The sequence below is a fragment of the Limnohabitans sp. TEGF005 genome, assembly GCF_055394835.1.
The window spans coordinates 762,138-774,611 of sequence record NZ_AP029226.1 but is presented as its reverse complement, the minus strand read 5'-3'; the positions used below and the strand labels follow the sequence as shown (position 1 = coordinate 774,611).

The 12,474-nt window shown below is 62.8% G+C and carries 10 protein-coding genes; all 10 read left to right on the top strand.

What is annotated here, in order from left to right; genetic code table 11:
• The first annotated feature begins 117 nt into the window (after positions 1 to 117).
• Entirely contained in the window at positions 118 to 807 is a 690-nt protein-coding gene (locus ACZ5RG_RS03670) for a substrate-binding domain-containing protein (protein WP_298602561.1), read from the top strand.
• 38 nt (positions 808 to 845) lie between these two features.
• On the top strand, positions 846 to 1,472 hold the full coding sequence (locus tag ACZ5RG_RS03665) for an ANTAR domain-containing response regulator (RefSeq protein ID WP_298602564.1): 627 nt from the start codon (positions 846 to 848) through the stop codon (positions 1,470 to 1,472).
• Between the two features lie 275 nt (positions 1,473 to 1,747).
• Entirely contained in the window at positions 1,748 to 2,992 is a 1,245-nt protein-coding gene (locus tag ACZ5RG_RS03660; protein WP_464447806.1) for a CmpA/NrtA family ABC transporter substrate-binding protein, read from the top strand.
• Between the two features lie 11 nt (positions 2,993 to 3,003).
• On the top strand, positions 3,004 to 3,918 hold the full coding sequence (ntrB, locus tag ACZ5RG_RS03655) for a nitrate ABC transporter permease (RefSeq protein ID WP_298602569.1): 915 nt from the start codon (positions 3,004 to 3,006) through the stop codon (positions 3,916 to 3,918).
• Complete coding sequence (locus ACZ5RG_RS03650) at positions 3,915 to 4,721, top strand: ABC transporter ATP-binding protein (RefSeq protein WP_019428528.1); 807 nt, start codon at positions 3,915 to 3,917, stop codon at positions 4,719 to 4,721. The genes ntrB and ACZ5RG_RS03650 overlap by 4 nt, the downstream gene beginning before the upstream one ends.
• Before the next feature lie 60 nt (positions 4,722 to 4,781).
• Positions 4,782 to 7,283 (top strand): nitrite reductase large subunit NirB, encoded by a 2,502-nt coding sequence (gene nirB, locus ACZ5RG_RS03645; RefSeq protein ID WP_298602573.1) that lies wholly within the window; start codon positions 4,782 to 4,784, stop codon positions 7,281 to 7,283.
• 27 nt (positions 7,284 to 7,310) lie between these two features.
• The gene (nirD, locus tag ACZ5RG_RS03640; RefSeq protein WP_298602576.1) at positions 7,311 to 7,700 is read left to right on the top strand and encodes a nitrite reductase small subunit NirD; all 390 of its coding nucleotides are present in this window, start codon (positions 7,311 to 7,313) and stop codon (positions 7,698 to 7,700) included.
• Positions 7,701 to 7,754: 54 nt separating this feature from the next.
• Complete coding sequence (locus ACZ5RG_RS03635) at positions 7,755 to 10,646, top strand: nitrate reductase (protein WP_464447805.1); 2,892 nt, start codon at positions 7,755 to 7,757, stop codon at positions 10,644 to 10,646.
• A 60-nt stretch (positions 10,647 to 10,706) separates the two neighbouring features.
• Positions 10,707 to 11,606, top strand: coding sequence for a DNA-binding protein YbiB (ybiB, locus tag ACZ5RG_RS03630; RefSeq protein ID WP_464447804.1), 900 nt, complete (start codon positions 10,707 to 10,709; stop codon positions 11,604 to 11,606).
• Positions 11,603 to 12,391 carry a uroporphyrinogen-III C-methyltransferase gene (gene cobA / locus ACZ5RG_RS03625; RefSeq protein WP_298602586.1) on the top strand — a complete coding sequence of 263 codons (789 nt, stop codon included), beginning with the start codon at positions 11,603 to 11,605 and terminating at the stop codon, positions 12,389 to 12,391. Before ybiB ends, cobA begins: the two co-directional genes overlap by 4 nt.
• The last annotated feature ends 83 nt before the right edge of the window (positions 12,392 to 12,474 follow it).

Below are 12,474 nucleotides of genomic sequence, written 5' to 3'. Positions count from 1 at the left end.
GCTGGCCCTGCCCTTGGCCATAATCTTGGCAAGAGCGACTGCACCATCGCGAAATTCCGCAGTCCATCGCAACAAGAGCGTCGCGGCCACAACCCTCTGCATTTCAAAGCCCACACCATGACCACACTCCGACTGATTTCCTCCATGGCCACAAAACCGCTGCTGGCCGATCTGGTGGCGCTGTACAAGGCACAAATGCCTGATGTGCAGGTGCTCGTTGAGTCGGTGGGGGGGGTGGACGCGGCCAAGCGCGTACAAGCGGGCGAAGCCTTTGACGGTGTGGTGTTGGCCAGCGACGCCATCGACAAGCTGATCGCCAGCGGCCATGTGCTGGTGGGCAGCCGTGCCGACCTGGTGCGCTCGGGCGTGGCGGTGGCCGTGCCGGCGGGGCAGCCCGTGCCCGACATCTCGACCGAGGCCGCGCTCAAGGCCGCCGTGTTGGCCGCGCCCACGCTGGGCTATTCGACAGGTCCCAGCGGCGTGCAACTGGCCAAACAGTTTGAGGCCTGGGGCATCGCCGAAACCATCGCGCCCCGCACGGTGCAAGCCAAACCCGGCGTGCCGGTAGGCTCACTGGTGGCCCAAGGTCAAGTGGCGCTGGGCTTTCAACAGCTGAGTGAAATGCTGGGCGTGCCAGGCATCACCATCGTGGGCGGCCTGCCCCCAGCGGTGGAGATCATCACCACGTTTTCTGGCAGCGTGGCCAACACCTGCGCCCAACAAGACGCCATGCGTGCGCTGCTGGCCTTCTGGCAGTCGGCCGCGTGCGATGCGCTCAAACGCCAGCACGGCATGGCCCCGGCCTGAAATTGGGAGCTCCGGCGCGCTTCTTGCATGACACCAACATGCAAGAAGCCTTGAGAATCGTCGTCATCATCTCCGACCCCGCCCTGGTGGCCGAGGGCGATGAGCAGGCGCAAGCCACTGAGGAGCGCTCGCGGTTGTTGCGCATTGGCCTGCTCGAAGCGGGCTACAACCTGGTGGCCACCCTGCCCGCCGATGTGTTTCTGACCGAGCGCCTGGCCCAGCTGCAGGCCGACATGGTCATCGTGGACGCCGAGAGTGATGCCCGCGATGCGCTGGAGCATGTGGTCATGGCCACACGCGACGAGCGCCGCCCCATCGTGATGTTCACCAATGACAGCGACACGCGGCCAATGAACGAGGCCGTGGCCGCAGGTGTGACGGCCTACATCGTGGCGGGTCTGGCCCCTGAGCGCATCCACCCCATCCTGACGGTGGCGATGGCCCGCTTCAAACACGAGCAGGCCCTGCTGGCCGAGCTGGACAACGCCCGTGGCGAATTGCAAGACCGCAAACTGATCGACCGCGCCAAGGGCCTGTTGATGCAGCGCCAAGGCCTGAGCGAACAAGAAGCCTACGCTCGCCTGCGCAAAGCGGCCATGAACAAAGGCATGAAACTGGCTGACATGGCGCAGCAGATGGTTGAAATGGCTGAATTGCTGGGCTGAACGCCTTGGCGCACCACACAGGTGCGCGCCATCGCACCCCAAAGGTGCCCCAACCCCCAAATCAGGGGATTTCAGGGCAGTCAACCGAGGAAAACCCTGGCACGTGGCTTGCAATACCAGAAGCAAGACCAAAGAAGGTCAACCGTGAGATCACCCAATGGCGGGTGAACCCACACCGGACAAAGGCGTCCCCATGCTTTCGCGCCCTGCACTGCAGGCGTGAGTGACATGAGGACGCCTTTTTTGTTTTGTAAAACCGCACCAGGAGTTTCGCCATGACCGACCTTCTCAAAAACAGCTTGACCCGCCGCAACGTGTTGCAGGCCGCCGCCGTGGGCGCAGCAGGCATCTCGCCCGCGCTGCGCTCTGTGGTGTACGCCGCAGGCTCGGATGCCCCCGAGAAAAAAGAAGTCAAGATCGGCTTTATCCCCCTGACCGACTGCGCCAGCGTCGTCATGGCCTCGGTGCTGGGCCTGGACGTCAAGCACGGCGTGAAGTTCGTGCTGAGCAAAGAAGCCAGTTGGGCCGGCGTGCGCGACAAGCTGGTCAACGGCGAACTGGACTTTGCCCATGTGCTCTATGGTCTGGTCTATGGGGTGCACTTGGGGCTGTCTGGCCCCAAGAAGGACATGGCTGTGCTGATGACGCTCAACCACAACGGACAGGCCATCACGCTGTCCAAAAAGCTGGCCGACAAAGGCGCGGTGGACGGCGCAGGCCTGGCCAAGCTGATGCAAAGCGACAAGCGTGAATACACCTTTGCCCAGACCTTCCCGACTGGCACGCATGCCATGTGGCTCTACTACTGGCTAGCGTCTTATGGCATCAACCCGATGAAAGACGCCAAAGTCATCACCGTACCGCCGCCGCAGATGGTGGCCAATATGCGCGTGGGCAACATGGACGGTTTTTGCGTGGGCGAGCCCTGGAACCACCGCGCCATCATGGACGGCATCGGCGTGACAGCCACCACCACCCAGGACATCTGGAAGGACCACCCTGAGAAAGTGCTGGGCACCACCGCCGACTTCGTCAAGAAATACCCCAACACCGCCCGTGCCGTGACGGCCGCCATCATTGAAGCGGGTCAGTGGATCGACGCCAGCTTGCAAAACAAACTCAAGATGGCTGAGACCGTGGCTGACAAATCGTACGTGAACACGGGGGTGGACGCGATCAACCAGCGCATCTTGGGCCGTTACCAAAACGGCATGGGCAAGACCTGGGATGACGCCAACCACATGAAGTTCTACAACGATGGCGCAGTGACCTTCCCCTACCTGTCTGACGGCATGTGGTTCATGACCCAGCACAAACGCTGGGGCTTGCTCAAGGACCACCCCGATTACCTGGGTGTGACCAAACAGATCAACCAGATCGCGATCTACAAACAAGCCGCCACTGCGGCCAAGGCCCCGGTGCCCAAGAGTGAAATGCGCAGCCACAAGCTGATCGACGGCGTGGTCTGGGATGGCAAAGACCCCAAGAAATACGCCGACGGTTTCAAAATCAAAGCGTGAAGGAGAACACCATGGTCAGCGCCGTTTTCCATTCACCCACCGGGGGCAAAACCGGGTCAGCACCGGTCGCGCCTCTCACCACCCAACAAGCAGCGAATGCTGCCGCCACCGCCGCAGCCGCCTCGCAAGTGCAACGTGCACGCCAGTGGCACAACTTCTGGATGGCGGTCTTGCCGCCGCTGATGGGCTTCGGCCTCTTGATCGGTTTGTGGGCCCTGGTGTCTATCACGACCAAGGGCAGCATTCCCAGCCCTTACGAAACTGGTGTGCAGGCGATTGACATCTTCAGCGACCCGTTCTACCGCAAAGGCCCCAACGACCAAGGCGTGGGCTGGAACGTGCTGATGTCGCTCGAGCGCGTGGCCGTGGGTTTTGGCCTGGCGGCGTTGGTGGGCATCCCTGCTGGGTTTGTCATCGGGCGATTTACCTTTCTGTCGCGCATGTTCAACCCGCTCATCAGTCTGCTGCGCCCGGTGTCGCCGTTGGCTTGGTTGCCGATCGGTTTGTTGGTGTTCAAGGGCGCCAACCCGGCCGCCATCTGGACCATCTTCATCTGCTCCATCTGGCCCATGATCATCAACACCGCCGTCGGTGTTCAGCGCGTGCCGCAGGACTACCTGAACGTGGCACGGGTGCTCAACCTGTCGGAATGGAAGATCGCCACCACCATCCTCTTCCCCGCGGTATTGCCTTACATGCTGACCGGCGTGCGTCTGGCCGTGGGCACCGCATGGCTCGTGATCGTGGCCGCCGAAATGCTCACAGGCGGTGTCGGCATCGGCTTTTGGGTGTGGGACGAATGGAACAACCTGAACGTCAAGAACATCATCATCGCGATTTTTGTGATCGGCGGCGTGGGTCTGATTCTCGAATTCGCCCTGATCCGAATCGCCACCGCCTTCACCTTTGAGGATGTCAAATCATGAACAACGACAGCAAGTACATCCAGATCCAGAGTGTCGAGCAGACCTTCAAAACCAACAAAGGGTTGTTCCCGGCGCTGCGTGACATCCACCTGGACATCGCCAAGGGCGAGTTCGTGGCCCTGATCGGTCATTCGGGTTGCGGCAAGTCCACCCTGCTCAACCTGATCGCCGGCTTGACCACCCCCACAGCCGGTGTGCTGCTGTGCGCCAACCGCGAGATCGCGGGCCCCGGCCCCGAGCGTGCGGTGGTGTTCCAAAACCATTCGCTGCTGCCCTGGCTCACCTGCTTTGACAACGTGCACCTGGGCATCGAACGCGTGTTTGGTGCGACCGAAAACAAGGCCCAGTTGCGCGCGCGCACCGACGCGGCGCTGGCCATGGTGGGCCTCACCCACGCCGCGCAAAAACGCCCCGGCGAAATCTCGGGCGGCATGAAGCAACGGGTGGGCATTGCACGGGCTCTGGCCATGGAGCCCAAAGTGTTGTTGATGGACGAACCCTTTGGCGCACTGGACGCGCTGACCCGAGCCAAGCTGCAAGACGAACTGCTGGAGATCGTGGCGCGCACTCAAAGCACGGTGGTCATGGTCACGCACGACGTGGACGAAGCCGTGTTGCTGTCCGACAAGATTGTGATGATGACCAACGGCCCCGCCGCGACGATTGGCGAGGTGCTGAGCGTGGATCTGCCACGTCCGCGCCAGCGCGTGGAACTGGCCGAAAGCGCCGAGTACCAGCGTTACCGCAAAGCGGTGATCGACTTCCTCTACACGCGCCAGGCGCATGTGGAAAAGACAGCTTAAAACCTTGCGAGACAGACCAGGCGAAGACCTGCTTTGCCCTCAACTGACTGAAAGAACACCATGGACATGCGTACCCCATTCACATCCGGTGCCAGAGAAAAAATGAAACTGGTCATGGTCGGCAACGGCATGGCCGGGGTCCGAGCCATCGAAGAGCTGCTGAAGCTCGCGCCCGACCTGTACGACATCACTGTGTTCGGTGCCGAGCCGCACCCCAACTACAACCGCATCCTGCTGTCGCCTGTGCTGGCCGGTGAACAAACGCTCGAAGAGATCGTGCTCAATGACTGGGCTTGGTACACCGACAACAACATCACCTTACACGCGGGCTGCAAAGTCACGCAGGTCGACCGCGTCAAGCGCGTGGTCATCGCGCAAAACGCCGCAGGCGAAACCGTCTCAACCCCTTACGACCGCCTGGTGATCGCCACCGGCTCCAACCCTTTCATCTTGCCCTTGCCCGGCAAAGACCTGCAAGGCGTGCTGGCGTATCGCGACATCGCCGACACGCAGGCCATGATCGACGCCGCTGCGCAGTTCAAGCACGCGGTGGTCATCGGCGGCGGCCTGCTGGGCCTCGAAGCAGCCAACGGCCTGATGAAGCGCGGCATGCAAGTGACGGTGGTGCATGTGGGCGACTGGCTGATGGAGCGCCAACTCGACAAGGTGGCCGCGCAGATGCTTCAAGCGTCGCTCGAAGCGCGTGGTATGCAGTTCCGCATGAGCGCCCAAACGGCGGCACTGGTCGGCAACGACAGTGGCCGCGTGAGCCAAGTCGAATTCAAGGATGGCAGCCATGTGCCGGCCGACTTGGTCGTGATGGCCGTGGGCATCCGACCCAACACGGCATTGGCCGAAAGCATGGGCCTGCATGTGAACCGTGGCATCGTGGTCAGCGATACCCTGCAAACTGTGACCGACCCACGCATCTGGGCCGTGGGCGAATGCGCGGCGCACCGAGGCATTGCCTACGGGCTTGTGGCCCCGTTGTTTGAACAAGGCAAAGTGCTGGCCAACCACTTGGCCGAATTCGGCATTGGCCGTTATCTGGGCTCGCAAACCTCGACCAAGCTCAAGGTCACCGGCATTGACCTGTTCAGCGCAGGCGACTTCATGGGCAAGGCTTCGGGACGTCCAGAGGACGAGGAATGCGAAGAAATCGTGATGAGCGATCCGGCTGGCGGCGTCTACAAAAAACTGGTGCTCAGGGGCGACCAGCTGGTGGGCGCGTGCCTGTATGGCGACACGGTGGACGGCAGCTGGTATTTCAAGCTGCTGCGCGACGGCCGCAATGTGGCCGACATTCGCGAGAAGCTGATGTTTGGCGAATCGAACATCGGCGACGTGGGCCACCAGGGCCAAAGCAAAGCCGCCGCCATGGCCGACACCGACGAAGTGTGTGGCTGCAACGGCGTGACCAAAGGCGCGATCTGCAAGGCCATCAAGGACAAGGGCCTGTTCACGCTAGACGAAGTGCGCAAGCAGACCAAGGCCAGCGCCAGCTGCGGCTCGTGCACTGGGCTGGTCGAACAGATTTTGATGTTCACCGCCGGTGGCGACTATTCAGCCACGCCCAAGCTCAAGCCCATGTGCGGCTGCACCGAGCACGGTCACCAGGTGGTTCGCGACACCATCCGCGCGCAAAAACTGCTCACCGTGGGTGGCGTCTTCAAGTTCATGAACTGGCGCACGCCCAACGGCTGCGCCAGCTGCCGCCCGGCGGTCAACTATTACCTGATCAGCACCTGGCCCAAAGAGGCGCAAGACGACCCGCAAAGCCGCTTCATCAACGAACGCAGCCACGCCAACATCCAGAAAGACGGCACCTACAGCGTGATCCCGCGCATGTGGGCGGGCGAGACCACCGCCGCCGAGCTGCGCCGCATCGCCGATGTGGTGGACAAATACCAGATCCCCACAGTCAAAGTCACAGGTGGCCAACGCATCGACTTGTTGGGCGTCAAAAAAGAGGACTTGGTCGACGTCTGGAAAGACATCGGCATGCCGTGCGGCCACGCTTATGCCAAAGCCCTGCGCACCGTGAAAACTTGCGTGGGCAGCGAGTGGTGCCGCATGGGCACGCAAGACAGCACGCAGATGGGCAAAGACCTCGAAAAAGCCATGTGGCGCATGTACGCGCCGCACAAGGTGAAGTTCGCCGTGTCGGGCTGCCCGCGCAACTGCGCCGAAGCCGGCATCAAGGACGTGGGCATCATCGGTGTGGACTCGGGCTGGGAGATGTATGTGGGCGGCAACGGCGGCATCAAGACCGAAGTGGCGCACTTTTTCACCAAGCTCAAGACCGCCGAAGAAGTGCTGGAATACACCGGCGCCTTCATGCAGCTGTACCGCGAAGAAGGCTGGTACCTAGAGCGCACGGTGCACTACATCAACCGAGTGGGTCTGGACTATGTAAAGAAAAAAATCCTGGAAGACGCGCCCTTGCGCCAGTCCCTGTGGGCCCAGCTGCAAGCCGCGCTCGACGGCGAACCCGATCCGTGGTTCGAGCTGCAGGAAGCCAAGGTGGACACCCGCCAGTTCGTGCCGATCACGACCGCATAAGCCCCCGCCGAAAAACAAGGAAACAAGATGACTGCATGGAAAGAAATCTGCCGAGTCGAAGACATCCCGGTGTTGGGCTCGCGCCGCGTAGCGCGGGACCAAGGCCTCGATGTCGCCGTGTTCCGCAACGATGCTGACGAGGTGTTCGCCTTGCTCGACCGCTGCCCGCACAAAGGCGGGCCGTTGTCGCAAGGCATCGTGTTTGGCACCAGCGTGGCCTGCCCCATGCACAACTGGACGATTGGCCTGTGCGACGGCCAGGCGCAGGCGCCCGACGAGGGATGCACACCACACTTTGAAGTCAAAGTCGAACACGGTGTGGTGTTCCTGAACGCCGACGAATTGATGGGACACGCCATCGAGTTGACGCGGCCGATCGCCGGACCCGTTTCGCGCAAAACGACAACAAACCCGTAGGTCGGACCTGAAGGTGCGACCTGCAAAACACCCAAACCCCAAAGCCCGAACGCCATGATCCCGGTCACCAACGAAACCAAATCCACCTGCCCCTATTGCGGCGTGGGCTGCGGCGTGGTCATTGAATCTCGTGGCAACCAAATCACAGGCGTGCATGGCGACCCGGATCACCCGGCCAACTTCGGACGCTTGTGCACCAAGGGCCAGTCGCTGCACCTGACCGCCGCCCCACAGGTCAACCAGCAAACGCGCTTGCTAACGCCCCAGTGGCGGCCCGTGCGCGGCCAACCCCCTCAGGCCCTGGACTGGGACGCGGCCATGGACATGGCCAGCCAACGCCTGGCCGCCATCGTGCAAAACCACGGCCCCGACGCTCTGGGGTTTTACATCTCGGGCCAGCTGCTCACAGAAGACTATTACGCCTTTAACAAATTGGCCAAGGGCCTGCTGGGCACCAACAACATCGACAGCAACTCGCGCCTGTGCATGAGCAGCGCGGTAGCGGGCTACAAGATGACGCTGGGTGCCGATGCGCCCCCCGCCTGCTACGACGACATCGCGCAGGCGCAATGCCTGTTCATCGCGGGCAGCAATGCGGCCTGGGCACACCCGATTTTGTTTCGCCGCATCGAAGACGCCAAGCGTGCCAACCCGACGCTCAAAATGGTGGTCGTTGATCCTCGCCGCACCGACACCGCCGACATGGCGGACCTGCACTTGGCCATCCAGCCCGGCACCGATGTGATGCTGTTCCATGGCTTGCTGCACATCATGCTGGCCCAAGCTTGGACTGTGCCCGACTACATCGCCGCCCACACCTCGGGCTTTGAAGCCCTGCAAGCACGGGTGGCCGAGTACACGCCACAACATGTGGCGCAGATTTGTGGCGTGCCAGAGGCGGACCTTTACACCGCAGCCCGCTGGTTTGCGGGCGTGCAAGAAGGCAACGAGGGCAGCCACAGAGGCGGCTCTGAGCGTGCGCCCACCCTCAGCCTGTATTGCCAAGGCCTGAACCAGTCCAGCAGCGGCACGGCCAAAAACGCAGCCCTGATCAATCTGCACCTGGCCACCCAACAAATTGGTCGCCCCGGCGCAGGCCCGCTGTCTCTGACGGGTCAGCCCAACGCAATGGGCGGGCGTGAAGTCGGCGGCATGGCCAACTTGATGTCGGCGCACCGCGATCTGGCCAATCCGCAACACCGAGCCGAAGTGGCCGCGCTGTGGGGCGTGGCCGATGTACCTGCCAAGCCAGGCCTGACCGCCGTGGAAATGTTCGAAGCCGCCGCCGACGGGCAAATCAAAGCCCTGTGGATCGCCTGCACCAACCCGGCGCAGTCCATGCCCGACCAAACCACCGTGCGCCGTGCCCTGCAACGCGCTGAGTTCGTGGTGGTGCAAGAGGCTTTTGCCACGGCCGCGACCTGCGACTGGGCCGACCTGCTTTTGCCCGCCACCACCTGGGGCGAAAAAGAAGGCACGGTCACCAACAGCGAGCGCCGCATCAGCCGGGTGCGCGCCGCCGTGCCAGCCCCTGGCCTGGCCCGCGCCGACTGGGCGATTGCCGCCGATCTGGGCCAGCGCATGGCTGTGGCGTTGGGCCGCCCGCAAGACGCTCGCCTGCTGAACTACACCACACCCGAGGCGATCTGGAACGAACACCGCGCCAGCACAAAGGGCCGCGACCTGGACATCACCGGCCTGAGCTACGACCTGCTGGAGACCGCTGGCCCTGCCCAATGGCCGCTGCCCGAAGGGGCCAGCACCGGCCAGGACCGCTTGTATACCGACGGGCAATTTGCCACCGCCGATGGCCGTGCCCGCTTTGCCGCTGTGAGCTGGCAACCGGTGTCCGAAGAGCGTGTGTCGCAATTCCCGTTTTCGCTGACCACAGGCCGCCTGCGTGACCAATGGCACGGCATGACGCGCACCGGCACCGCAGGTCGGCTGTTTGCCCACAGCCCCGAGCCTTGCGTGCAAATCAACCCCCAAGACGCGCTGCGCCTGGACCTGCAAGATGGCGAACTGGTGCAAGTGCGCAGCAAGCGCGGCAGCCTGGTGCTGCCCGTGCAGGCCAGCGCGCAAGTCGCCGCCTCGCAAGCGTTCATCGCCATGCACTGGGGCCCCGAGGTGCTGGGCGGGCGGGGTCAAGAGGGTCAACAAGGCCAAGCCGGTCTGGGCGTGAACGGCTTGACCACGTCCAGCTATTGCCCCAGCTCCAAGCAGCCCGAGCTCAAACACGCTGCCGTGCAAATCACACGCGCCGCACTGTCGTCCCCTAGCGCTTGGCATCTGTCGGCCATGGCCTGGTTGCCCAGCGACACGGTCTGGACCGTGCGCCAGAAATTGCAAAAACAGCTGCCGCAATTCGACTTTGCCTACCTCGTGCCTTTCACCGACCCGAGCGCCGCCCTGACCGATCCCAACCCACGCACTGGCTTGCTCTTGCGTGCGGCCTGCAGCCAAGCCGCTGATGCGGGCTTGCTGCACAGCGTGGCCGAGGCCCTGGGCCTGAACGGCGCAGACACCCTGCATTACCAAGATGCGGTGCGTGTGCAACGCCGCTCGGTGCAACTGAGCGCCCCCGACGAAAGCGCCTCGGCCAGCCCAGGCCTGCGCCAACTGCAAGGCTTTTTGACGGCAGGCGACAGCCGCTCTGCCCGCTGGCTCAAAACCTTGCTGCAAGAAGGCACTCGGCTCAACTGGCCCGCCCGCCAATGGCTGATGGCGTCTGACGCACCACCCGAAGGCGCGGCCCCCGTCAGCCGACAAGTGTGCAGCTGCCTGAACGTGCGCGAAGACGCAATTGCTGCCTGCCTGCAAAGCCAAACCGGCAGCGAAGACCAGCGCTTGGCCGGGCTACAAAGTCAGCTGCGCTGCGGCACACAGTGTGGCTCTTGTGTGCCCGAATTGCGCAAAATCATCCGGCTCGTACCCCAAAACGCCTGAAGCCTGAACGCGCATACCCATATAACGAACAGTTATCTGACTTCCTTCACAATCAAACACATGGCCATCAGTCACTACATCAAGGACATCGGACGCGGTAAGGACGGCGCGCGTGCGCTCAGCCGAGCGCAAGCGGCCGACCTGATGGGCCAAGTGCTCGACCAGCAAATCAGCGACCTCGAATTGGGTGCTTTTTGCATCGCCATGCGCATCAAGGGTGAGACACCCGAAGAGATGGCCGGTTTTCTGGACGCTACACACGCCAGGCTGAACAAGGTCCACACCGGCCAAGTGCCCACTGTGGTGCTGCCCAGCTACAACGGCGCCCGCAAGCTGCCGGTGCTCACACCGCTGCTGGCTTTGTTGCTGGCCCGCGAAGGTGTGGCGGTGGTGGTGCACGGCGCAGCCACCGAAGACAAGCGCGTCAGCAGCCAGTCGGTTTTTGCACACCTGGGCGTGAACGCAACCGAACACCTTGGTCCGGCAGCGGCCGGGCAAGTGCAATTCATTGCCACGGGCGTGCTGAACGCCGGGCTGGATCGCTTGCTGGCCGTACGCCGCGTGGTGGGCCTGCGCAACCCGGGCCACAGCCTGGTCAAACTGATGAACCCTTGCGACGGCGCGGCTTTGGTGGTGAGCAGCTACACGCACCCCGAATATTTGCTGTCCATGTCGGCCACTTTTGCCCTGACCGGCCAGCACGCCCTGCTGCTGCGCGGCACCGAAGGCGAAGCCGTGGCCGATGCCAGGCGCACCCCCGCGATGGACGTGTTCAAAGACGGTCAAACCCTGCGCGTACAGGCCCCACAAGAGGGCTCTTTGGTGCAAGTGCCCGAACTGCCTGCCACAGACGCAGCCGCCACCGCTGTGTACATCGAACATGTTTTGCAAGGCCTGCTGCCCGTCCCCCAAGCCATTGCACTGCAAGTGCAACACATCCTGAACGAGGTGAAGCCATGAACGCACACAAGCAAGGCCGTTGCACCCTGGTCGGCGCAGGCCCCGGCGACCCGGAACTGCTCACGCTCAAAGCCGTACGCGCCATTGCCAGCGCCACAGTGCTGCTGGTCGATGACCTGGTCAATGAGGCTGTGCTGGCCCATGCCTCGCCTGCCGCGCGCATCGTGCATGTGGGCAAGCGCGGCGGCTGCAAAAGTACGCCACAGGCCTTCATCGACAAGATGATGATTCAGGCCGTGCAAGACGGCGAGCAGGTGGTGCGCCTCAAGGGCGGCGACCCGTTCATTTTTGGCCGGGGCGGAGAAGAAGTCGAACACCTGCGCCAAGCCGGCATTGACGTTGAGGTGGTCAACGGCATCACCTCGGGCCTGGCCGGCATGAGCAGCTTGGGCGCACCACTGACGCACCGCGAGCACGCGCATGGCGTGGTCTTCGTCACCGGTCATGCCAAACCCGGCGACAGCGGTACCGACTGGGCGCAACTGGCCACCACAGCGTGCCAAGCCAAATTGACCTTGGTGATCTACATGGGCGTGAGCAGCCTGGACCACATCAGCCAGGGTTTGCTGCAAGGCCTGCCTGCTCAGACCCCCGTGGCCGTGGTTCAGCACGCCAGCTTGCCAAAGCAGCGCGAAGCCTTGACCACGCTGGGCGAGCTGGTGAACACCGTGCAGCGCGACCAGTTGCAAAGCCCCAGCATCATCGTGGTGGGTGATGTGGTGCAAGGCGCACGGGCATGGAACACACATCTGTCCAGGCCAGAGCCCAGGTCCCTGCAGGCCTGAAAGGCGAAATTACAAATTCGAACAAGTTCCTTGTTGGCGGGATCGGCATGGCCGAATCTGCACACTAGACTTGATTTGCGGCG